The following is a 22998-nucleotide window of genomic DNA, read 5'->3' on the forward strand; positions in this document are numbered from 1 at the left end:
ACGCCTTAGACCGCCAACGCCATATAGAACTGCGTGCCCTGCCCCGGCCGCGAATAAACGCCCATCCGCCCGCCGTGCAATTGCACGATCTCCTTGCACAACGCCAATCCCAGCCCGGCGCCGCCCTTTTTGCGCCCGACCTGCACGAACGGCTCGAAAATCCGCCCCTGCTGACCGTAAGCAATGCCTTCGCCGTTATCCTCGACGCTGATAATCACCCGCTCGCCATGGCGCCGGGCCTGCAAGCGGATCTGCCCGTTCTCGGCGGTATGGCGCAGGGCATTGTCGATCAGGTTGTCGAGCACGCGGTCCAGTTGCGCCTGATCGGCCTGCAAGCGCGGCAAAGGCCCCTGCACTTCCACCAGCAAATCAATGCCGCGCTCTGCGGCCGACGCCGCAAAACGGCCTTGAGCCTGCTCCAGCAAGTCGTCGATGGAGCACGGCCCCAGCGTGAGTTTCTGCAAGCCGTTCTGGTAGCGGGAGAAGTTCAGCAAGTCGTTGATCAACTGCATCAAGCGCTGCATTTCTTCATTCACGGTATCCAGCAAGTCCGCTTCGCGGGAATCCGCTGGAAATTTCGCCCGCTCGCGAAACAGGCCGAACGCCATGTGCATTCCGGTGACCGGCGTGCGCAACTCATGGGACGCGCGCAACACGAACTCACTGCGCACCCGCTCGAATGCGCGCTGCTCGGTGACGTCATGCAACACCATCACCGCGCCGAGGATATGGCCTTGGATATGGCTGACCGGGGTCAGGCTGTAGGTCAACAACCGCGACTCGCCGTCGACTTCGATCGCCAAGTCTTCCGGTGCCCGCTCCAGCGTGCCGCCACGCAAGACCAGTTGCAGTTGCGCATCCAGCTCGGGACGTTCGAGCGCCGTACCCAAACCCTGGCCAAGACGATCGGTGTCCCAACCCAATTGCCGCTGCGCTACCGGGTTAAGGTGCTCCAGCTGGCCTGCGCGGTCGATCATCAGCAAACCGTCGTCGATACTGTCGAGCACCGCCTGCAAGCGTTGCTGGCCGGCCAGCAGTTCGTCGACATTGGTCGCCTGGTGCTCACGCAGCGCCTCGGCCATGATCCCGAAGCGCTTGGTCAGCTGGTTCATCTCCACCGCCGAGGAAATCGGCAGCGTCACTTCGAAATTGCCCTGGCCAATATTGTCCGCGGCCTGGGCCAACGCCTCGATCGGCGCGCCGAAGCGCCGGGCTATCGCATGGGCCGTGATGAAACCGATGATCAGCACCGCCAACCCGACCAAGCCGAGCAGGCCGGCGATCAACAATGCCCGGTCACGGGCCTGGCGCTGGGTATCGTTGATGTTGTCCAGCGCGCGCTTGTGTTCGGCGATCAGGCCGTTGCGCAGGGTGTTGAATTTTTCCGTGAGTGCTTCATTGCCAATCAACACGTGGGTCGGATCGCGGGATTCGTTGAACGCCTGGAGAAAACTCAGGTAATCCGTCTTGGCTTGATTGAAACCAAACTGGGCGCCCTCGCCCTCATGGGCGATGCCTTCATCGAGCAACTGAAAGTAATGCTGCTTGGAGGCTTCGAATGCCGCGGGATCAGGTTTCTCGCTGAGCATAATGATCAGTTGATCGCCCAGGGTCTGGCGCAGCTTGAGGCCCAGGTCGAGGGTGACAAAGTTGTTGCGGACCAAAGCCTCCTGGCTCCCGGCCATCTGCATCACGCTGACCAGCCCGAGCAACAGCCCGAGCAGCGCCACGGTGATGAGTGCGGAAATACTCAGGAACAGCCGGGTCCGCAACTTCATCGCCAGTTTCATCGGATGTCGCTCACAGGTTGTACTGCTTGCGTTTGCGGTAAAGGGTCGAGGCATCGATGCCCAAGGTCTTGGCCGCCTGGTCCAGGGTTCCGGCGGTGGCCAGTACGGCGCCGATGTGCGCTTTTTCCAGCTCATCCAGGCTCAACGCGGCGCCCACCCGTGGCGAATTATTGGCCGGTTGTTCGGCCATGCCCAAGTGACTGATCTCGACGCGCTCCTGCGGGCAGATGATGCTCGCCCGCTCCACCACGTTACGCAGCTCGCGGATGTTGCCCGGCCATCGATAGCTGAGCAACGCCTCCCGTGCCTCATCGCTGAAGCCCCGGGCCGGACGCGCATATTCCTTGACGAAGCGCGCGAGGAAGCGATCCGCCAGATTGAGGATGTCTTCGCTGCGCTCGCGCAACGGCGGCAGGTGCAAGGTGATGACGTTCAGGCGATAGAGCAAATCCTCACGGAAACGACCGTCGCGCACCATGTCCTCAAGGTTGAGGTTGGTCGCGGCGAGAATCCGCACATCGGCGCGACGGGTCACCGGATCGCCCACCCGCTCGTATTCCTTGTCCTGAATGAACCGGAGCAACTTGGGTTGCAATGTCAGGGGAAAATCGCCGATCTCGTCGAGAAACAGCGTGCCGCCATCCGCCTGATTGACTCGACCCAAAGTGCTTTCACTGGCGCCGGTAAAAGCACCGCGGCTGTGGCCGAACAGTTCGCTTTCCATCAGTTCTGCGGTCAACGAGGGGCAGTTGATGGTGACGCAGGATTTCTTCTCGCGCTTGCTCCAGCCGTGAATGGCCCGGGCCAGTTCACCTTTACCGGTCCCGGATTCACCAAGAATCAGAATGTTGGCATCGGTGCCGGCCACTTGCCGGGCGGTTTCGAGCACCACCTTCATCGCCGGGCTGTGGGAGTCCAGGCCATCCTTGGTCTTGCGCACTTCACCTTCCAGGGCTTCCAGGCGCGCCGAGAGTTGACGCACTTCCAGTTGCTTGGCGGTGGCCAGACGCAATTGATCCGGGCTGCAAGGTTTGACCAGGTAGTCGGCGGCGCCGGCCTGGATCGCATCGACCGCGGTATCGACGGCGGAATGTGCGGTCACAATCACCACGCGCATCCACGGCGCCTGAATACGCATCTGCGCCAGTACATCGAGGCCGTTGTCCTCGCCCAGGCGCAAATCCAGGAAGCACAGATCAAACACCTGACGTTGCAACAGTGCATCAGCCTGGGCCGCACTGTTGGCGGTGGCGACGGTATAGCCTTCGTCTTCGAGGCAATAGCGGAAGGTACGAAGGATGGCGGACTCGTCGTCTACCAGCAGAATGCGGCCTTGATGCTCAGCGGCTGATTCCATTTTCCTACGCTCCTTACTGAATGATTTTGGTTAGTCCCGGACAAATCGGGCAAGTTGCATGGTTGATTCTGGTCTATTCCAGCGCCGGCGGGGTAGATATCTACTAACCATTTCGCTAATAGCCTGATTTCATTAGTTTTTTGTAAAAACACCAGCATTTCGGCAATGGCCTACGTGAACGTCTGACATCTACGCCCTCCTCTCAATTCAAAATTTTTGAAAGTTCCTGCGAATCTTTCGTGCATTACGCACGACCGCCAGAGGTCCATCGTGCAGGATGCGCGCGGAACGATTTCCATCACAAACATAACTATTTGATTTTATTAGATTTTTTTCTTACGAAAAGCTGGCATGCAGGCTGCAATAGTCTTGTTAACGCAGGGCATTCACGGAATGAGCGCTCTCAACAAGATGACCACCCAGGTGGAGGAGCTACAGGATGAATCGCCAACGTGCCGCGCAACTGCGTATCTCGCCACTGCATATCCAGCAGGGCCTGTTCGCCATGCTCGCCCTTTCGATCACGTTGATCGGCGGCCAGCAGTTTGCCCGCTGGGAGCAGAGCCAGCAGCCAGAGGCGCCACGCCTGTCGATTCAACACGCCACCCAGACCCACTTCAGTGCCGTCAGCAGCAACCTCGCTGACAGCGCCCCGATGCGAATGATGGACGTCGACCAGGCCCAGCCTGTGGATCAGATGCCCCGTCAGGAACGTTGGGTGTTCTAAGCACCGGACTTGGCGCGATCGCTGCGCCGGGAAAAGCACCACACGCATGACCCTTTAATAAGCACCACTTCTAAATAGAAGCGTAAGGAGAATCACCATGTTGAGTTGGGCAATCACATTCTTGATCATTGCCATCATCGCCGCCGTATTGGGCTTCGGTGGTATCGCGGGCACCGCCACGGGTATCGCCAAGATTCTCTTTGTCGTGTTCCTGGTGATGTTCATTGCATCGTTCTTCTTTGGCCGTCGTGGTCGAGGCTGACTATGAGCGTTCTGTTTAAGACACTGGCAGCCGCCCTGCTTCTGGGCGGTAGTGCCATGGCGATGGCGGCCAATGATGGCCAGGCGCGGGCCAACGAGCTGTTGAGCTCGGACCCGCAGTACCGTGAAACGTGGACTAAAGTCGTTAAAAAGGAAGAGCGTCTGCCGGAATGGGTGATGAACCTGAGCGGCACATCCGAGCAAATGAATGCTGTCACTGAAGACGGCGATAAGTATTTGGTCGGGCAACTGTGTGAAGCACAGGACACCTGCCTGAACAATCGCTTGATCCTCGCATTCAGTCTCGACAAGAAAGATGCGTACGCGATGTGGGTGCAAGTGCCAGCGGGTCTGCCTGCCGACAAGTCACCGACGCGCCATGCCGACTACCGCTTCCTTGGGAAGCCTGACGAAGGCATGCAGAATCTTTTGATGGAAACACTGAAAAAAGATCCTAAGTGGTACTGAGTTTGAAACACGAGAGAAGCAGCCTTGCTTCTTTCCAGTGCGCCACCCGAGGAAGGCAGGCGCATGACCAAGGGGTCGGGACGTTCTGACTGTTTCAGGGTCGGAGTGACCTACGGGCACATGGAGTGCTTGCGCAAGGGCCAGGTCAGGTAATAAAGCTGCGACGCAAGTTCGCCGGCCCCGAGCGGCTCGACGGACTTGCGAAGAGCTTCAACGTGCAAAACGTTGATCTAGAGCACTCCGTTGTTTCCCCTCTGCTGCATATTCCCCGCAAAACCGTTTCGCGGTGTTTCTTCGCGACCGTATATCGAGAAACCCAAGCCTTTCTTGCGATGAATTTTCGACGCTAAACGTAGGAAATTTCCCAAGTTTTTGCCTGAATCAACCTGTTTAAAAAACAACCAACCTGCTCTGAAATGGCCGGTTCACGGCACTTATGCCTGCCGAAATGTCGTATTCGAACCGGTTGGGACGTCAGTTTCATAAAAAAAAGCTCATGCCGATTCGGCATAGGGTAGGCGTTTACGGCATTAGACGTCGCTTCCTTGCATCGGAATAGTTGCGCCTTTTTTCGCCTGCCGAAGAGCCGTAAATACGTGCTCGCGGGGCACCTTATACGGGGGCAGATGCACAAACTTTTCCGCTACTGAGCGTTCCAGTTCGCGCATCTGCCCGAGTCCAACTGAAGTAAGGGTAATGATATGAAGAAGGCAAAGCTTAGCCTCGCCTGGCAGATCCTCATCGGTCTGGTATTGGGGATAGCAATCGGTGCGCTGCTCAACCATTTCAGCGCCGAAAAAGCCTGGTGGATCAGCAACGTCCTGCAACCTGCGGGCGATATCTTTATCCGTCTGATCAAGATGATCGTGATCCCGATCGTGATCTCCTCGCTGGTGGTCGGTATTGCCGGCGTGGGTGATGCGAAGAAGCTCGGGCGCATCGGCCTCAAGACCATCCTTTACTTCGAAGTCGTTACCACCATCGCCATCCTGGTCGGTCTGGTGCTGGCGAACGTGGTCCATCCGGGCACCGGCATCGACATGAGCACCCTGGGTACTGTGGATATTTCCAAGTACCAGGCGACGGCCGCCGAGGTTCAGCATGAACACGCGTTCATCGAAACCATCCTCAACCTGATCCCGTCGAACATCTTCGCGGCCATGGCCCGCGGCGAAATGCTGCCGATCATCTTCTTCTCCGTGTTGTTCGGCCTCGGTCTGTCGAGCCTGCAATCGGACCTGCGCGAGCCGCTGGTGAAGATGTTCCAGGGCGTGTCCGAGAGCATGTTCAAAGTCACCCACATGATCATGAACTACGCCCCGATCGGCGTATTCGCCCTGATCGCGGTGACCGTGGCCAACTTCGGTTTCGCTTCCTTGCTGCCACTGGCCAAACTGGTGGTGCTGGTTTACTTCGCCATCGCCTTCTTCGCCTTCGTGGTGCTGGGCCTGATCGCCAGGCTGTTCGGCTTCTCGGTGATCAAGCTGATGCGCATCTTCAAGGATGAGCTGGTACTGGCTTACTCCACCGCCAGTTCCGAAACCGTGCTGCCGCGCGTGATCGAGAAGATGGAAGCCTACGGCGCGCCGAAAGCCATTTGCAGTTTCGTGGTGCCGACCGGTTACTCGTTCAACCTCGACGGTTCGACCCTGTACCAGAGCATCGCGGCGATCTTCATTGCCCAGCTCTACGGCATCGACCTGTCGATCAGCCAGCAATTGCTGCTGGTGCTGACGCTGATGGTCACCTCCAAAGGCATCGCCGGTGTACCGGGCGTGTCGTTCGTGGTGTTGCTGGCCACGCTGGGCAGCGTCGGTATTCCGCTGGAAGGCCTGGCGTTCATCGCCGGTGTCGACCGCATCATGGACATGGCGCGTACCGCACTGAACGTGATCGGCAATGCCCTGGCCGTGCTGGTTATCTCGCGCTGGGAAGGCATGTACGACGATGCCAAGGGCGAGCGCTACTGGAACTCCCTGCCGCACTGGCGCAGCAAGGAAAAATTGCCGGCGGGTGAAGTTTCCAAGAGCTGATGACACCCCTGTAGGAGTAAGGCTTGCCCGCGAAGAGGCTGGAACATTCAACATTTATGTTGACTGACACACCGCCTTCGCGGGCAAGCCTCGCTCCTACAGGGGGTAAGTGGATCAGTGCAGTGCCAAAACAAACCCCGGAGAAATCCGGGGTTTGTCGTTTCTGGCGACCCCGCTATCATTCGCCGCATTCTTCGGGGGATTTAACTGATGCTCAATGGCCTGTGGCTTGGCTTCTTCATCGTCGCAGCCGTGTCGGCGCTGGCGCAGTGGCTGATCGGCGGCAATGCCGGGATCTTCGCGGCGATGGTGGAAAGCATCTTCGCCATGGCCAAGCTGTCGGTAGAGGTCATGGTCCTGCTGTTCGGCACCCTGACCCTGTGGCTGGGCTTTCTGCGGATTGCCGAGAAGGCCGGCATCGTCGACTGGCTGGCCAAGGCCCTCGGCCCGTTGTTCCTGCGCCTGATGCCGGAAGTGCCGCCCGGTCACCCGGCCATCGGCCTGATCACCCTCAACTTCGCCGCCAACGGCCTGGGCCTGGACAATGCCGCGACGCCGATCGGCCTCAAGGCCATGAAGGCGCTGCAGGAGCTCAACCCCAGCGCCACGGTCGCCAGCAACGCGCAGATCCTGTTCCTGGTGCTCAACGCCTCGTCCCTGACCCTGTTGCCGGTGACGATCTTCATGTACCGCGCCCAGCAAGGCGCGCCGGACCCGACGCTAGTGTTCCTGCCGATCCTGCTCGCCACCAGTTGCTCGACCCTGGTCGGCCTGTTGTCGGTAGCGTTCATGCAACGCCTGCGCCTGTGGGACCCGGTGGTGCTTGCGTATCTGATTCCCGGTGCCTTGGCACTGGGTGGCTTCATGGCGCTGCTGGCGACGCTCTCAGCCACGGCACTGGCGGGGCTGTCCTCGATCCTCGGCAACCTGACGCTGTTCGGCCTGATCATGCTGTTCCTGATCATTGGCGCGCTACGCAAAGTGAAGGTCTACGAAGCGTTCGTCGAAGGTGCGAAGGAAGGCTTCGACGTGGCGAAAAATCTACTGCCGTACCTGGTGGCGATGCTGTGTGCGGTGGGCGTATTGCGCGCGTCCGGGGCGCTGGACTTCGGGCTGGACGGGATTCGTCATCTGGTGGAGTGGGCCGGTTGGGACACGCGCTTCGTCGATGCCTTGCCGACGGCGATGGTCAAGCCGTTCTCCGGCAGCGCCGCCCGGGCGATGCTGATCGAAACCATGAAGACTTCCGGGGTCGACAGCTTCCCGGCGCTGGTGGCGGCGACGATTCAGGGCAGTACCGAAACCACGTTCTACGTGCTGGCGGTGTACTTCGGCGCGGTGGGGATCCAGCGGGCGCGGCACGCGGTGGGGTGTGCGTTGCTGGCGGAGTTTGCCGGGGTGGTTGGTGCGATCGGGGTTTGTTATTGGTTCTTTGGTTAATAAAGATCCCTGTAGCAGCTGGCGCAGCCTGCGTTCGGCTGCGAAGCAGTCGTCAGTTCATTCTCCCGGATCTATCAGGAGGATTGCGGTGCCTGGTTTAGCGACTGCTTCGCAGCCGAACGCAGGCTGCGCCAGCTGCTACAGGGGATCGGCGGCATTCCTGACGCGCGGCGCGGCTTTCTGCCCTTGCTCAACCGCCCAGTTCACCACTTGCGCGGTCAGTTGATCGCTGGCCTGGCCGAACCCGGTGACTACCGCCGGGACTTGCACATCGTTTAGCGGCTGGCGCACTTCGAAGCGTCGACTGGCGAGGATGCGCTGGTCATAACCGCGCACCAGCAACGCGTCCAGACGAATCACCACACTGGCCGCAGTGCCCTGATATTCGGTCTGAAACGCCTGCAGATTGCCGCCCAACTCCAGATCTGCCTGGAAGTTGCTGTCGTCGGTGCTCAACAACGTCACCCGGCCATCGCGCTGGAAACCATCAAGCAAGCGGTTGCGCAGCAGCACCGGCGCCGGATCGCTCCAGCGCGAAGCCTTGTAGCTGCTGATCACATCACCCTGCGGGATCACCGCGATTTTCGGGCTGTTCAATATTTCGCTGGCCTGCGGTTTGGCCAGACGCAGCGACCACGCTTGCGTCGCGCCGGATTTGCCCATCACGCCGCTCTGCGCCGAGGGCAAACGATAAACATCCGACGGCTCGGACTTGGGCAAAATCGAGCAGGCACTGAGCAGCGCAAAACCGGCGAGGAGGGCGAGGTGAGTCAGCTTCATGGCGTGAATTCCTTGTTCTTGTCGCTGCCCAGCAAGTAACCGCTGGGGTTGGCTTCCAGGCGCTGGGAAATGGCCCGCAGCGAACTCAGGGTGTCGCGCAGTTCACGCACCGCCGGGGCCAGGCCATTGAGGCCCTGCATACCGCTGTTGAGGGAATCCTGATTGGTCGTCAGCAATGTGTTGATGGTCGCGCTGCTCTGTTCCAGCGACTTCATCGCCTGCTCGGCACTGCCGAACATCTGCTTGCCCTGATCGTTGAGCAAGCCATTGGCGTTACGCATCAGCGCCGAGGTCTGTTCCATCATGGTGTTGGCCTGTTTGCCGACCGACGCCAGTTGCTGCATGGCCTGACGAATATCGCCACGCTGGTCGGCGATGGTGCCGGTGGTTTGCTCCAGATGCTCAAGGGTCTTGCTGATGCGCTCGACATTCTCCGAAGAAAACATCTGATTGGCGTTGTGCATCAGCATGTTCACACCCGCCATCAAGTCGCCACTGTCGTTCAGCAGGCGGGCGATCGGCGAGGGCGATGCAATGATTGTCGGTAGTTCACCGTCCTTGCCTTTGAGTTTCGGACTCTGCGGAGTCCCGCCACTGAGCTGGATGATCGAGGTGCCGGTGATCCCGGTCAGCGCCAGGATCGCGTGGGTGTCTTCCTTGATCGGCGTATCGCCACCCAAACGAATCCGCGCCAACACCCGGCGCGGGTCTTTCGGGTCCAGGCGCAGGGTCACCACGTCACCGACCTTGATCCCGCTGTACTGCACGGCGCTGCCCTTGGACAGACCGCTGACCGCTTCGTTGAAGACGATTTCGTAATCCTTGAACTCGGTATCGACGCTGGACTTGGCCAGCCACAAACCGAAGAGCAGGGCGCCCGCCACCACAATCACGGTGAACAGGCCAATCAATACGTGATGGGCTCGGGTTTCCATGTCAGACCTCGTTAAGCTGTTGAGCGGCTGTCAGCGCCGCGCGGCCGCGTGGGCCATGGAAGTATTCGTGAATCCACGGGTCGTCGGTTTCCGAGACCTTGTCGATGGCGTCCGCCACCAGCACTTTCTTCTGCGCCAGCACCGCCACCCGGTCGGTGATGGTGTAAAGCGTATCCAAGTCGTGGGTCACCAGAAACACGCTCAGGCCCAGGGCATCGCGCAGGGTCAGGATCAGTTGATCGAAAGCCGCGGCGCCAATCGGATCGAGGCCGGCGGTGGGTTCGTCGAGAAACAGGATGTCCGGGTCCAGCGCCAAGGCCCGGGCCAGCGCCGCGCGCTTGATCATGCCGCCGGACAGGGACGCCGGGTACTTGTCCGCCGCCGACAGCGGCAACCCGGCCAACGCCAGTTTCACTGCAGCCAGGTGCTCGGCGTCGGCGCGACTGAGGCCGGCGTGTTCGATCAGGGGCAGGGCGACGTTCTCGGTCACGGTTAGCGACGAGAACAGCGCGCCTTTCTGGAACAGCACGCCGAAGCGCCGTTCAACCATCGAGCGTTCGTGTTCGGACAGCGTCGGCAGATTCTTGCCAAACACTTTCACCACCCCTTCGCTGGGCTGGCGCAAGCCAACGATGCTGCGCAGCAACACTGACTTGCCGCTGCCGGAGCCACCGACCACTGCGAGGATTTCGCCCTTGTACAAATCGAGGTCGAGGTTCTCATGCACGCTCTGGCTGCCGAAGCGATTGCACAGCCCGCGCACTTCAATCACCGCCTCGGAGGGCGCTCGGGGTAGACGACTCACCAGCCCATCTCCATGAAAAACAACGCGGCCACGGCATCAAGCACGATCACCACGAAAATCGACTGGACCACGCTGGACGTGGTGTGGGCGCCGACGGATTCAGCGCTGCCGCTGACCTTGAAGCCTTCCAGGCAGCCGATGGCGGCAATCAGGAAGGCGAAGATCGGCGCTTTGACGATCCCCACTAGAAAATGTTGAACGCCGATATCGGTTTGCAGCAGCGAGAGGAACATCGCAGGGGAAATCCCCAGCGACACGGCGCAGACCACGCCGCCGCCGATAATCCCGGAAATCATCGCCAGAAAGGTCAGCATCGGCAGCGCCACCAGCAGCGCCAATACACGCGGCACCACCAGCAATTCCATCGGATCGAGGCCCAAGGTGCGGATCGCGTCGATTTCTTCGTTGGCCTTCATCGAGCCGATCTGCGCGGTAAACGCACTGGCGGTGCGGCCGGCCATCAGGATCGCGGTCAGCAACACGCCGAACTCGCGCAGGAACGAGAACGCCACCAGGTCGACAGTGAAAATACTCGCGCCGAAACTGGCCAGCACCGTCGCCCCGAGAAACGCCACCACCGCGCCCACCAGAAAGGTCAGCAGGGCGACGATGGGCGCCGCGTCGAGGCCGGTCTGTTCGATGTGCGCGACCATCGGCGTGATGCGCCAGCGCTTGGGCCGGAACAGCCCACGGGCGATGGTTTCGAGGATCAGGCCGACGAAGCCGAGCAGTTGCAGGGTGTCTTGCCAGACGGTGTCGACGGCGCGACCGATGCGGGTCAGCAGTTGAATGCCAGTGCTGGTTTCCTGTTCCTTGAGCGGTACGCAGAAATCGGTCAGCGAGCAGTAGACGGTGTGCAGCAACGCGCGATCGGCACTGGAGATTGTGCATTCGGGGTGTTCAGCCGATCGGCCCAGGCGCTCGGAGCCAAGCAACTCCACCAGCAGCGAGGCGCCGGCGGTGTCGAGCGCGCCGAGGCCGTTGAGGTCGATGTGAGTGCTGTCGTCGTACTGGCCGCGCAGCTTGTCGCCCAGGCGCTTGAGGTCAGCGTAATGGGCGAGCGTCCAGTCACCCGTGACCCGCAATTGTGCGGGGGTGTGGGAGGTGTCCAGTTGGGCACTGCCGGGCAATGTGCTGCTGGTCATAAGCTCCGTGCTTGTTCGGCTGTTACGCAGAACTACGTAATAGCACGAACCGGATTACTTTTCTTTGATCGGTGTGCTGTCCGTGACCACGAAGCGCAGGACGCCGATCACCTGGCCATCTTCGGTCAACACCCGGACCTGCCATTTACCCGCCGGGTTGCCGGGGAAGTTCTGCTTGTGGGTCCAGGCCCGGTAGCCTTCCTTGCGCCCGCCGTGAATATCCAGCGGGATACGGTCGACTTCTTTGCCGTTGAACTGCCACACGTGATAAATCCGCTCATCCAAGCCGCGCGGGGCGTTGATTGCGGTGTAGGCGTAGAGCCCGCCGCCGCGAATTTGCTCGGCACTGACCTCGTCCAGGCTTTCGCCGGGGGTGCGGTCCTGCATTTGCGTGCTGATGGCGACGTCGGTCATCCACAACGTGGCCGGCGGCACCCACGAACGCAGCACCCAACCGAGGGCGCCGATGCCCAGCGTGATGCTCAGGATCGCCAAGGCGTTACGCACGGTGCGAATCGGGAAGATCGACGCCAGGCTCGGGAACGACAGCACGACGGAGATGCCCAGGGCCAGCTTGAAGCTCTGGGACGTCGTCAGGTGCAGGATGACGGGCAGGGCGGTGAGCAGGGCGGCGAACAGCGTCAGGGTGTGCAGCGCCAGGAACGCCCAGCGCCGTGGGGCCAGCCATTTGTAGTAGAGCGGGTCGGTGATGGATATCAGCGCCGCGATACTCAGCAATCCGGTAAAGAACAGTTGGCCGCTGTTCCAGGTGGTGGTGATGAAGAAAAAGGGCAGGACGAAAAACAGGCTTTCCTGGTGAATCATCTGCGTGGCGTAACGCAGCAGCGGCTGGGGGATTTCGCGTTTGAAGACTTTGGCGAACAGCTTGGTGAGGCTGTTTTCCAGCATCAGCCAGATCCAGCTGATCAGCATGATGGTGGTGATCCAGGTCGCCAGGCCTTGTTGGCGATCCACCAGCATGAAACTGCCGACCCCGGAGATAAAACCACCGAGCGCAATGACCCCCGGATAGCGCTTCATCAATTCAAGACCGCGCTGGACGATAAGGGGCAGGGTAGGCATTCGGCGGTTCACACTAGTCGTAGGAAAAATCCTCGACAGGGTAACGCTGGCGAGTCGGTGTGGCGAGAGGCGACGTTAGCCCTCGTAGCAGCTGCTGCGTTCGGCTCGTAGCAGCTGCCGAGGCACGAGGCCGCGTTCGGCTTGTAGCAGCTGCCGAGGCACGAGGCTGCGTTCGGCTGCGAAGCAGTCGTGAAATCAGGCGGCGTGGTGTTTCTGGGAGACCGTGCGCTCAGGTTTGACGACTGCTTCGCAGCCGAACGCAGCCTCGTGCCTCGGCAGCTGCTACAAACCGTACCCGGGCTTCGGCAGCTGCTACTTGGGTCGCGGCACTCGGCGATAAGTGCGCAAACCCAGCACCCCAAGCACCAGCAACCCAAACACCGCACCCAACGCCCACAACAACTGATCATCACTGATCAACGGCTTCTCGATCCGCAAATACCCCGGTTGCAGCAGCAACTCGCGCATGGCTTTGTTCGCTTCTTCCAGCGTCACCCCTTGCAGTTCCTTGGCCGGGTTGGTGAAACGCCCATCCTCGTAATCCCCCAATGCGCTCCAGTAATAATCAGCCAGGGCGCTGTTGCCTTGCACGGCCCAGGACTGGCGAGCGATGGCGGCCTGCTTGAGGCGGTCGAAGGTCTCGGCATCGAGGCCGTTCTTGAGCAGCTCGGCCTTCATGTCCTCCAGCACTTGCTCGGCTTCGGCGACGTTTTCGCGTTCAAGGTCGGCATTCAGGCTCATGAAACCGACGCTGCCGAACAATTCGCGCTCGGCCCACGGGCCGTAGGACAAACCATGGGCCAGGCGCATCTGGCGATAGAGCGCCCAGTCCAGATAATCCTTGAGCAAGTCGAAGGTTTGATCGGGGATATCTTCCAGCACCGGTTCCGGCACCAGCCAATGCAACTTGGCGCCACCGCCAACAAAACCGTGAATCAGACTGCGCTCATGGGCGGCGCTGGTCTTGATGTCCGGCAACGGCAAATGCTCGGAAGGATCGACCGCCTCGAGCGGGCCCCAGGCCCGTTCCAGATAGGCCGGCAGCAACTTGTCGAGGTCGCCGACCACGATCAGTGTCATGTTATTGGGCGCGTACCAGGCTTTGCGCACCTTATCCAGTTGTTCGCGGGTCAGGTTATCGACTTCGGCCCGCTCGGGGCATTTGAGGCCCAGTTCCACGGCCAGTTGATTACTGGCGGTGTGGCCCAGGTCCTGACGATCCATCCAGCGCTGCAGGTGCGAATAATGGCCGCCGTCCTCGCGCTCGACCACTTGCTTGGCGGCGTTGATCGCGTTGTCGTCGAATCGGGTCTGGGTCAGCAGCGCCAGCAGCAGGTCGAGGACCTTGCGCTGGTTTTTCGCCGGAGCTTCGATGACGAAGGTGGTGTCGGCGTTACTGGTGAAGGCGTTCCACTCACCGCCCAAGGCCTGCATGCGCTCCTCGAGACCACCTTCGCCGCTGGCGTCGATGCCGCTGAACAGCAAGTGTTCGAGCAGGTGCGGCAGTTCCTTGTCATCGCAGTTGAAGTCATCGATGCCGACCCCGACCACCAGACGAATCGCTACATGCCCACGATCATTGCCAGGCTTTAGCAGCAATTGCAGACCATTGGGCAGCGCATAGCCTTCGACCTGGAAACGATCCAGGGCGAACGAGGGGAATGAACCGAACAACAGACAGGCGAACAACAGGCAACGCATAACAAGCTTCCAGGCTGAACCACTGTTACTGACTGACCACACCGCCAGACGTTCAAGGCGAATGTGTGATGTCAGCCAAATCGTCAGCCGCCAATGCTCCAGTGTCGGACGTTTCCAATACCGCGTAGGCGCTGCTGCAAAACAGCGAATTCAAACGTTTCATGTCGGCGATCAGCTCCAGGTGCAACGAACTGGTTTCGATACTTTGCACGATCTTACGTTGCAAACGGCTGACATGGGCATGGGCCAAGCGGCGTTCCTGTGCGCGGAAGCGACGTTTCTCACGCAGCAACTGGCGGGCGCTTTCCGGATCGCTGCTGAGGAACACCGACAGCCCCAGGCGCAAGTTGGAAATCAGCTGACTGTGCAGGCCAGCCAACTCTTCCAAGCCGACTTCGGAAAACGAGCGGCGTTGCGAAGTCTTCTGTTGCTGCACCTTGCGCAGCATGCGTTCGATCAGGTCGCTGGCGAGTTTGAGGTTGATCGCCAGTTCAATGATTTCCGCCCAGCGCCGGCTGTCCTGATCACTGAGGTCTTCCCGGGGCATCTGCGCCAGGTAGAGTTTGATCGCGCTGTAGAGCGCTTCGACATCGTCGGTCAGCCGGCGCATTTCCTGGGTGACCGCGGTTTGTTTGCCGCGCAGCACGTCGAGCATGGCTTCGAGCATGTTGTCGATCAGGTCGCCAATGCGCAGGGTTTCCCGGGCGGCGTTGGCCAGCGCCAGGCTCGGGGTGACCAGCGCAGTGGCATCAAGGTGGCGGGGTTTGGCCATGCCGTTGAGTTCCGGCCGCTCCGGCAACAGCCAGGCGCAGAGCTTGGCCATCGGTCCGACGCTGGGCAACAGGATCAGGCAACGCGTGGTGTTGTAGAGCAGATGGAAGCCGATGACCATTTCCTGCGAGCTGAAGTCCAGGCTGTCGATCCAGTGCACCAACGGGTCGAGTACCGGAATGATCAGCAACAGGCCAATCAGTTTGTACAGCAGGCTGCCCAGCGCCACCTGACGGCCGGCGGCGTTCTGCATGCTGGTGCTCATGAAGGCCAGCACGCCGCTGCCGATGTTGGCGCCGATCACCAGGCCAATGGCCACGGGCAAACTGATCACGCCGGCACCGGCCAGGGTTGCGGTCAACAGCACCGCCGCCAGGCTGGAGTAGGAAATCATCGCGAACAGCGCACCGACCAGGGCATCGAGCAAGATATCGCCGGTCAGGGAGGCGAAGATCACCTTCACCCCTTGCGCCTGGGTGATCGGTGCGGCGGCTTCGACGATCAGTTGCAGCGCGAGGATGATCAGCCCCAGGCCGATGGAGACCCGGCCCATTTGTCCAACGCGGGTCTGTTTGCGCGACAGGAAGAAAATCACCCCGAGGAAGATCAGCAGCGGCGACAGCCACGACAGGTCAAACGTCAGTACTCGCGCCATCAGCGCGGTACCGACGTCGGCCCCAAGCATGGTCGCCAGGGCCGGGGTCAGCGCCATCAGGCCCTGGCCGACGAAGGAAGTGACGAGCATCGCCGTGGCGTTGCTGCTCTGGACCATGGCGGTCACGACAATGCCGGCAATGAACGCCAGCCCGCGTTTGGACATGTTCTGGCCAATCACATGGCGCAGATTGGAACCGTAGACCCGCAGGATGCCGGTTCGGACGATGTGCGTGCCCCAGATCAGCAAGGTCACGGCAGAAAGCAAATTGAGCAGGGTCAGCATGCTGGGCCCCCTGTGGTGGTAGCGTCCCAAAGGGACAAGTTGACGGTGCCGCGCGACGTTCTACGTTCTGTACTTAAGCTGTAGTTGGCTAACGGTCTGGGCGCCAGCATCGCATAGCTAAAGAAGTGATTGAAACAAAACTGTCATAAAAACAGCTTGATGCGGAGATGAAAAAGGGGCCCGAAGGCCCCTTTCGGGTTGCGCGGTATTCGGGTTATTGACCCGGAATGTCCTTGCGCAGTTTCACTGGGTCCTGCTGTTTCTTCTTTTTCGCAATTGCGGTGCGCATCTTGATGTTGATCGCTTCCACGGCCAGCGAGAACGCCATGGCGAAGTAGACGTAGCCTTTTGGTACGTGGACGTCGAAGGACTCGGCAATCAGCACGGTACCGACGATCAACAGGAACGACAGCGCCAGCATTTTCAGCGACGGGTGCTTGTCGATGAACTCGCTGATGTTGCCCGAAGCCCACATCATCACCAGTACGGCGACGATGATCGCCGCGACCATGACCGGAACGTGGGAGACCATGCCGACGGCGGTGATCACCGAATCCAGGGAGAACACGATGTCGATGATCGCGATCTGGATGATGGTGTAGAGGAAGTTGCCGCCCTTGCCGCCCGGCTCTTCGTTGGTTTCGTCTTCGCCTTCCAGCGCGTGGTACATCTCTTGCGAGCTCTTCCACAGCAGGAACAGACCACCGAAGAACAGAATCAGGTCACGCCCGGAAATGCCCTGGCCGAACACTTCGAACAGGTCGGCGGTAAGGCGCATGACCCAGGTGATCGACAGCAGCAACAGGATCCGCGTGACCATGGCCAGGGCCAGGCCGAAAATCCGGGTGCGCTTTTGCATGTGCTTGGGCATGCGGCTGACCAGGATCGAAATCATGATGATGTTGTCGATGCCCAGGACGATCTCCAGGGCAGTCAGGGTGAAGAAGGCAACCCAGATTTCAGGGTTGGTCAGCCATTCCATATGTAATCCTTTGAGCGAGTGTTAAACACCGAAGAGTCCGGGCTTCAACCCGCGAAGCGCGGCCCCGTCGGCGTGAGTCTTTGGTTTATAGAGTGCTGAAAACCGGAAAAATCCCCATCAGCAACGCTGCAACCAATATGCAGAGACACACCAGCACGGCCCATTTCAGGGTGAAGCGCTGGTGGTCACCGAATTCAATACCGGCCAGGGCCACCAACAGATAAGTCGATGGAACCAGCGGGCTAAGCAGGTGGACGGGCTGGCCGACAATCGAGGCACGTGCCATTTCCACTGCAGTGATGCCGTAATGACTGGCGGCTTCGGCCAGCACCGGTAACACGCCGTAATAAAATGCATCGTTGGACATGAAGAAGGTGAACGGCATGCTCACCAGCGCCGTGATCACCGCCAGGTACGGGCCGAGGAAATCCGGGATCACCGCCAACAGGCTTTTCGACATGGCATCAACCATGCCCGTGCCCGACAGAATACCGGTGAAGATACCCGCCGCGAAGATCAAACCGACCACTGCCAGCACGCTACCGGCGTGGGCCGCGACACGGTCCTTCTGCTGTTGCAGGCAAGGGTAGTTGACGATCATCGCGATACTGAAAGCCACCATGAACAGCACCGGCAGCGGTAACAGGCCGGCGATCAGGGTGCCCATCAGGGCAAGAGTCAGGGCGCCGTTGAACCAGATCAGTTTCGGACGACGGGCATCCGGGAACTGCGAAACGCTGATTTCGCTGTGGTCCACCTCGTCGCCCGCCAGGTGCAATTCACCCAGACGCGCGCGCTCACGTTTACCGTAGAAGTAGGCAATCGCCAGGATCGCCACCACACCAGCCAGCATCGCCGGAATCATCGGCACGAAAATGTCCGACGGATCGACGTGCAGCGCACTCGCCGCACGAGCGGTCGGGCCGCCCCATGGCGTCATGTTCATCACGCCGCCGGCGAGGATGATCAGGCCGGCCATGATTCGCGGGCTCATGCCGATGCGGCTGTAGAGCGGCAGCATGGCGGCCACGCAAATCATATAAGTGGTCGCGCCGTCACCATCGAGGGAAACAACGAGCGCCAGAACGGCGGTACCGACCGAAACTTTCAACGGGTCGCCCTTGACCAGTTTGAGGATCTTGCGCACGGCCGGGTCAAACAGGCCGGAGTCGATCATCAGGGCGAAATACAGAATCGCGAACATCAACATCACGCCGGTCGGCGCAAGCTTAGTGATGCCTTCGAGCATCATCGGGCCGATCTTCGGCGCAAAACCGCCGAACAGGGCAAAGACGATTGGAATAATGATCAGGGCGATCAGCGCGGACAGGCGCTTGGTCATGATCAGGAACATGAACGTGATGACCATGGCAAAGCCAAGGAAAGTCAGCATGGGAATACTCCAGGCGTAGCGCGGCTAGGGAATGGGCGAACCGGGGGGGTCAGCGCAGAACGGGAAGCACGAGGCGTACGGGGGGAGTTGCGGCAAAGCGGCGGGTAGCGGAAGACATCAGAATCACCATTGTTGTTGTTAATTGGGCCATGCGAGCGATAAAACACAGGCAGTGGCCAACCGGTCTGTTGCCGGTAGTGGGGGCGATCCTAATGGGCAAAGCTTTCAGCCAGCTTTCGCCGCTGAAAGCATTGACCGGATGTGCAACCGGTCGTCGGACGGGCTCAACGTCCCGAAACACGGGGCAGGAGGCAAAATACATGGGCAAGATTCATACGGGCGGCTGCCATTGCGGGCATCTGCGCTATCAATTCAGCGGGCCGTTGCACGACATCGCCCACTGTCATTGCTCGATTTGCCGCCGGGTCAGCGGCGGGATCGTGACCACTTGGATCACCGTGCCCAGCGCCACGTTTAAATGGCTGGCGGGGCAACCGGCGCAGTACAACTCTTCCGAAAGCTGCGTGCGATATTTCTGCCCGACCTGTGGGGCGCAGATTGCCCTGATCACGCAGCTCAGCCCCGAGAGCATCGACCTGACCATCGCCACCCTCGATCACCCGGAGCAGGCCCCGGCCGACCGGCACATCTGGACCGACAGTCGCTTGCCCTGGCTGCACCTGGATGAACACCTGCCCAGTGAAGCCGAGGAAAAGATCTGATCAGAAAATAGACAGGTTCAACGGCCGGATCGCGCCCATCCACACCGCGTGTTCGGTGTGGTCGAGCAGGTCATCGCCGGTGTCCGGGTGCAGGAACACCACCAACCCCTTGCGGTTGAGCGCCAGCCACGGCAACACCTCGCCGATCAGTTCCGGCCCGAACGCCAACTGGCAGCTCCAGTCCGGGTGCGGACCGACCGGGCGTTCGTGCACGCGGCCCATTTTCAACGGGAACACCTTTGCGGCCTGCTCACACAAGGCCCGGGCCTGGTCGATGGTGCTGGCGTCGAAATAGACGTGAGCGTGGTAGCCGCTGATCTGCTGCATCTGAACCTCTCGAAAAAACCCGGTAGAACCCTCACCGCTTCCTACGGGTCACACGCCATATAGGTAGGAAACAAGGAACTCAGCCATGAAAAATGCCGAAACCCCGGTGGTGAAAGTGGTGCTCTATGGTGCCATGAGTAGCCTGGGCAGTGCGCTGATGGCTGAAATGCTGCGGCGCCAGCATGAAGTGATCGCGATTCTCGATGACCTGACGGCACTGGCGCCGCGGCCTGGCCTGCGCACCAAGAACGGCGATCTGTTCGACGCTGAACGGGTCAAGCAAAGCGTAGCCGGGTGTTCGGTGGTGATCTGTCTGCTGGACGCGCCAGGGCTGCCGATCAACAGCGAGCATGTGGAAAAAACCATCGTGCCCGGGCCAGTCGAGCAAGTGCTGGCGGTGGATGCGTTGATCGACGGGATGCAAGCCGCCGGCATTGGCCGGCTTTTTGTGGTGGGGGATTTTGCCGAACTCGACGAACCGGAAGTCGAGGACGACCTGCAACACCATGCCGCCGAAGAAATCCTCGAAGCCCTGCAAAGCAGCGGCCTGCACTGGACGTTGGTGGACGCACCGCGCGGGGTGGCCGGGCTGACCATCGAGCATTTCAGCCAGATCAGCAGCAGCCTGGAGCCGGGGTTGGCCGAACCGCTTGAGCGGTTGAATCGGGTGGCCGTCGGTATAGCCGATGAGATGCGGTTGAATCTGCATCTCGGGGAACATGTGAGTTTTGTGGCAGCAGGCCCTACACCGCAATAGACGGCAGGGCCAGGCCCGTCAGCGATTGCGCACTGCTGGCCTGTTCCGCCATCAACCAATCCACAAACTGTTTAATCAACACGCCACGGCGTTTGCGTTGGGGCAGCACAACGTAATAACCCAACCTGGAAATCACCGTGTCGGCAATCGGCCGGCACAACAACCCTTGGGCCAATAAGTTATCCACAAGGTGGCGCCAGCCGATGGCGACGCCTTGACCACCAATCGCAGCCTGGATCAACAAGGTGTAATTGTCGAAACGCAGTTGCCCCGGCGCTGGCGCCGACGTTATCCCCAATTCACGAAACACGCCGCTCCAGTCGAACCAGTTGCTGCTGTTTTCACCGCGCAGGTGCAGTAGCGGCAAATCCAGCAGCGACTGGACCGGCAAGGGCAGGGCGCGCTCCTTCAACAACAACGGACTGCACACCGGAAACACCTCTTCGCTAAACAGCCAATGGCTTTCGCCCTGTTTAAAACGCCCGTCGCCAAACAGCACCGCCACATCAATATCGGTGCGCAACATGTTGTGATTGCGTTCGCTGGTCACCAGACTGACATCCACCTGCGGATTGGCTTCGTGAAAGCGGTGCAGGCGCGGCATCAACCAATAGGCGGCGAAGGCGAAGTCAGTGGCGACCTGCAACACCTCATGGGACTGCTGTGCGCTGATCGCGGTCAATCCTGCGTCGATATTCTGCAAACCGAGCTGAACCTGCTCGAAAAGGATCATGCCGGTCTCGGTCAATTCAATGCCGCGATAGATACGGTCGAACAGCCGGGTGCCGAGCTGTTCCTCCAACCGTTTGATCTGCTGACTGATCGCCGGCTGCGTGGTGCCGAGCTCCACCGCTGCGGCGGTGAAGCTGTGCTGACGGGCCGCCGATTCGAAGGCACGCAGCAGGTCCAGAGACAAATCACCAAGGGCGTCATACATAAGCTGTGCTTATCCTAGTCATTGCCTTGCATGGGCTTTACCACAAACTGCATGGACTTCATGCTCGATCGCAGCACTCTCGCATAAATATTCACTATGGAATGCCGCGATCACATGAAGCGCAAGAATATTCTTTTCATCATGGCCGATCAGATGGCCGCGCCAATGTTGCCGTTCTACGGTCCTTCGCCAATCAAACTCCCGAATCTCAGCCGCCTCGCCGCCGAAGGCGTGGTGTTCGACGCCGCATATTGCAACAGCCCGTTGTGCGCGCCGTCGCGGTTTACCCTGGTCAGCGGGCAGTTACCGAGCAAGATCGGCGCCTACGACAACGCGGCCGATTTCCCCGCCGATGTTCCGACATACGCCCACTACCTGCGGCGCCTCGGTTACCGCACGGCGCTGTCGGGCAAGATGCACTTTTGCGGCCCGGATCAGCTCCACGGCTATGAAGAACGCCTGACCAGTGACATTTACCCGGCCGACTATGGCTGGTCGGTGAACTGGGACGAACCGGACGTGCGGCCGACCTGGTATCACAACATGTCGTCGGTGCTGCAAGCCGGGCCGTGTGTGCGCACCAATCAGCTGGATTTCGACGAAGAGGTGGTGTTCAAGGCCCAGCAGTACTTGTTCGACCACATCCGCGAGGACGGCGACCAGCCTTTCTGCCTGACCGTGTCGATGACGCACCCACACGACCCGTACACCATTCCCAAGGCGTTTTGGGATATGTACGACGACGCAGATATCCCGTTGCCTACAACGCCGGCCCAGGCTGCACTCGACCCGCATTCCCAGCGTTTGCTCAAGGTCTACGACCTGTGGGACAAGCCACTGCCTGTGGATAAGATTCGCGACGCACGCCGGGCGTACTTCGGAGCGTGCAGCTATATCGACAGCAACGTCGGCAAACTTCTGCAAACCCTCGAAGAAACGGGCTTGATCGACGACACGATCATCGTTTTCTCCGGGGATCATGGCGACATGCTCGGCGAACGAGGCCTCTGGTACAAAATGCATTGGTTCGAGATGGCTGCTCGCGTGCCCCTGTTGATCAGTGCGCCGGGGCAGTTCGGGGCAGGTCGGGTCAGCGCGGCGGTTTCCACGGCGGATCTGCTGCCAACCTTCGTCGAATTGGCTGGCGGAACGCTGGAAGCCAATCTGCCGCTGGACGGCCGCTCGCTGGTTTCGCACCTGCAAGGGCAGGGTGGTCACGACGAAGTGTTCGGCGAATACATGGCCGAAGGCACCATCAGCCCACTGATGATGATCCGCCGTGGCGCCTACAAATTCATCTACAGCGAAGACGACCCTTGTCTACTCTTCGACGTACACAACGACCCGCGTGAGCAGGAAGAACTCAGCCAATCGCCGCAACATCGCCAGCTGTTCGACGATTTTCTCGCCGAAGCCCGGGCCAAATGGAATATTCCGGCGATCCACCAACAGGTGCTCGATAGCCAACGGCGCCGGCGTTTCGTCGCCGAGGCCCTGACCATCGGCAAGCTGAAGAGCTGGGATCACCAGCCGCTGGTGGACGCCAGTCAGCAGTACATGCGCAACCACATCGACCTTGATGATCTGGAGCGCAAAGCACGTTATCCACAACCCTGCCAAAACCAATAATGTGAAGGGGAAGTC

Annotated in this window: 21 protein-coding genes; 8 read left to right on the forward strand and 13 right to left on the reverse strand. The window is 60.1% G+C overall.

Features of this window, described 5'->3' with window-relative positions:
- Nucleotides 1-5 precede the first annotated feature (5 nt).
- Together HKK52_RS20245 and algB are read right to left on the reverse strand one after the other, a co-directional pair.
- On the reverse strand, nt 6-1790 hold the full coding sequence (locus tag HKK52_RS20245) for a KinB sensor domain-containing domain (protein WP_169372296.1): 1785 nt from the start codon (nt 1788-1790) through the stop codon (nt 6-8).
- 10 nt (nt 1791-1800) lie between these two features.
- Nucleotides 1801-3147, reverse strand: coding sequence for a sigma-54-dependent response regulator transcription factor AlgB (gene algB / locus HKK52_RS20250; protein ID WP_169372297.1), 1347 nt, complete (start codon nt 3145-3147; stop codon nt 1801-1803).
- A 439-nt stretch (nt 3148-3586) separates the two neighbouring features.
- Here algB and HKK52_RS20255 point away from each other — a divergent pair, with 439 nt between their 5' ends.
- From HKK52_RS20255 to HKK52_RS20275, 5 genes are all read left to right on the forward strand, one after another.
- Nucleotides 3587-3874 carry a hypothetical protein gene (locus HKK52_RS20255; protein ID WP_123513275.1) on the forward strand — a complete coding sequence of 96 codons (288 nt, stop codon included), beginning with the start codon at nt 3587-3589 and terminating at the stop codon, nt 3872-3874.
- 97 nt (nt 3875-3971) lie between these two features.
- Nucleotides 3972-4136, forward strand: a complete 165-nt coding sequence (locus tag HKK52_RS20260; RefSeq protein ID WP_003177151.1) for a DUF1328 domain-containing protein — start codon at nt 3972-3974, stop codon at nt 4134-4136.
- A gap of 2 nt (nt 4137-4138) precedes the next feature.
- Nucleotides 4139-4603, forward strand: a complete 465-nt coding sequence (locus tag HKK52_RS20265; protein ID WP_169372298.1) for an inhibitor of vertebrate lysozyme family protein — start codon at nt 4139-4141, stop codon at nt 4601-4603.
- A 701-nt stretch (nt 4604-5304) separates the two neighbouring features.
- Nucleotides 5305-6636, forward strand: coding sequence for a glutamate/aspartate:proton symporter GltP (gene gltP / locus HKK52_RS20270; protein WP_169372299.1), 1332 nt, complete (start codon nt 5305-5307; stop codon nt 6634-6636).
- A gap of 210 nt (nt 6637-6846) precedes the next feature.
- Complete coding sequence (locus HKK52_RS20275; protein WP_169372300.1) at nt 6847-8076, forward strand: nucleoside recognition domain-containing protein; 1230 nt, start codon at nt 6847-6849, stop codon at nt 8074-8076.
- Nucleotides 8077-8214: 138 nt separating this feature from the next.
- Here HKK52_RS20275 and HKK52_RS20280 read toward each other — a convergent pair whose 3' ends face one another.
- The 9 genes from HKK52_RS20280 to HKK52_RS20320 all read right to left on the reverse strand — a co-directional run bounded on the left by HKK52_RS20280 (nt 8215) and on the right by HKK52_RS20320 (nt 18611).
- The gene (locus tag HKK52_RS20280; RefSeq protein ID WP_169372301.1) at nt 8215-8856 is read right to left on the reverse strand and encodes an ABC-type transport auxiliary lipoprotein family protein; all 642 of its coding nucleotides are present in this window, start codon (nt 8854-8856) and stop codon (nt 8215-8217) included.
- On the reverse strand, nt 8853-9791 hold the full coding sequence (locus HKK52_RS20285) for an MlaD family protein (protein WP_169372302.1): 939 nt from the start codon (nt 9789-9791) through the stop codon (nt 8853-8855). The genes HKK52_RS20280 and HKK52_RS20285 overlap by 4 nt, the downstream gene beginning before the upstream one ends.
- Nucleotide 9792: 1 nt before the next feature.
- Entirely contained in the window at nt 9793-10596 is an 804-nt protein-coding gene (locus tag HKK52_RS20290) for an ABC transporter ATP-binding protein (protein ID WP_054048044.1), read from the reverse strand.
- Nucleotides 10593-11741, reverse strand: a complete 1149-nt coding sequence (locus HKK52_RS20295; protein ID WP_169372303.1) for an ABC transporter permease — start codon at nt 11739-11741, stop codon at nt 10593-10595. Before HKK52_RS20295 ends, HKK52_RS20290 begins: the two co-directional genes overlap by 4 nt.
- 54 nt (nt 11742-11795) lie before the next feature.
- Nucleotides 11796-12824, reverse strand: a complete 1029-nt coding sequence (locus HKK52_RS20300) for a DUF5924 family protein (protein WP_169372304.1) — start codon at nt 12822-12824, stop codon at nt 11796-11798.
- Between the two features lie 312 nt (nt 12825-13136).
- Nucleotides 13137-14525, reverse strand: coding sequence for a M16 family metallopeptidase (locus HKK52_RS20305; protein ID WP_169372305.1), 1389 nt, complete (start codon nt 14523-14525; stop codon nt 13137-13139).
- A 52-nt stretch (nt 14526-14577) separates the two neighbouring features.
- Entirely contained in the window at nt 14578-16236 is a 1659-nt protein-coding gene (locus HKK52_RS20310) for a Na/Pi cotransporter family protein (RefSeq protein ID WP_169372306.1), read from the reverse strand.
- Nucleotides 16237-16450: 214 nt separating this feature from the next.
- Nucleotides 16451-17218, reverse strand: coding sequence for a TerC family protein (locus tag HKK52_RS20315; RefSeq protein ID WP_169372307.1), 768 nt, complete (start codon nt 17216-17218; stop codon nt 16451-16453).
- A gap of 85 nt (nt 17219-17303) precedes the next feature.
- Nucleotides 17304-18611, reverse strand: a complete 1308-nt coding sequence (locus HKK52_RS20320) for a CitMHS family transporter (protein WP_149659308.1) — start codon at nt 18609-18611, stop codon at nt 17304-17306.
- Between the two features lie 320 nt (nt 18612-18931).
- Here HKK52_RS20320 and HKK52_RS20325 point away from each other — a divergent pair, with 320 nt between their 5' ends.
- Nucleotides 18932-19333 carry a GFA family protein gene (locus HKK52_RS20325; protein WP_169372308.1) on the forward strand — a complete coding sequence of 134 codons (402 nt, stop codon included), beginning with the start codon at nt 18932-18934 and terminating at the stop codon, nt 19331-19333.
- On the opposite strand, the gene HKK52_RS20330 is transcribed toward HKK52_RS20325, so the two are convergent.
- Entirely contained in the window at nt 19334-19660 is a 327-nt protein-coding gene (locus tag HKK52_RS20330) for a DOPA 4,5-dioxygenase family protein (protein ID WP_169372309.1), read from the reverse strand. It abuts the gene before it with no gap.
- A gap of 85 nt (nt 19661-19745) precedes the next feature.
- Between HKK52_RS20330 and HKK52_RS20335 the strand changes: the two genes are divergently transcribed.
- A complete protein-coding gene (locus tag HKK52_RS20335) occupies nt 19746-20417 on the forward strand; it encodes an NAD(P)-dependent oxidoreductase (RefSeq protein ID WP_169372310.1) in 672 nt (223 codons plus the stop codon).
- On the opposite strand, the gene HKK52_RS20340 is transcribed toward HKK52_RS20335, so the two are convergent.
- Nucleotides 20404-21354, reverse strand: coding sequence for a choline sulfate utilization transcriptional regulator (locus HKK52_RS20340; RefSeq protein ID WP_169372311.1), 951 nt, complete (start codon nt 21352-21354; stop codon nt 20404-20406). The two genes, HKK52_RS20335 and HKK52_RS20340, sit on opposite strands and share 14 nt — an antisense overlap.
- A gap of 114 nt (nt 21355-21468) precedes the next feature.
- Here HKK52_RS20340 and betC point away from each other — a divergent pair, with 114 nt between their 5' ends.
- Nucleotides 21469-22983 carry a choline-sulfatase gene (gene betC, locus HKK52_RS20345; protein ID WP_169372312.1) on the forward strand — a complete coding sequence of 505 codons (1515 nt, stop codon included), beginning with the start codon at nt 21469-21471 and terminating at the stop codon, nt 22981-22983.
- The last annotated feature ends 15 nt before the right edge of the window (nt 22984-22998 follow it).

Origin of the sequence: Pseudomonas sp. ADAK2 (assembly GCF_012935755.1) — a bacterium.
GTDB lineage: Bacteria > Pseudomonadota > Gammaproteobacteria > Pseudomonadales > Pseudomonadaceae > Aquipseudomonas.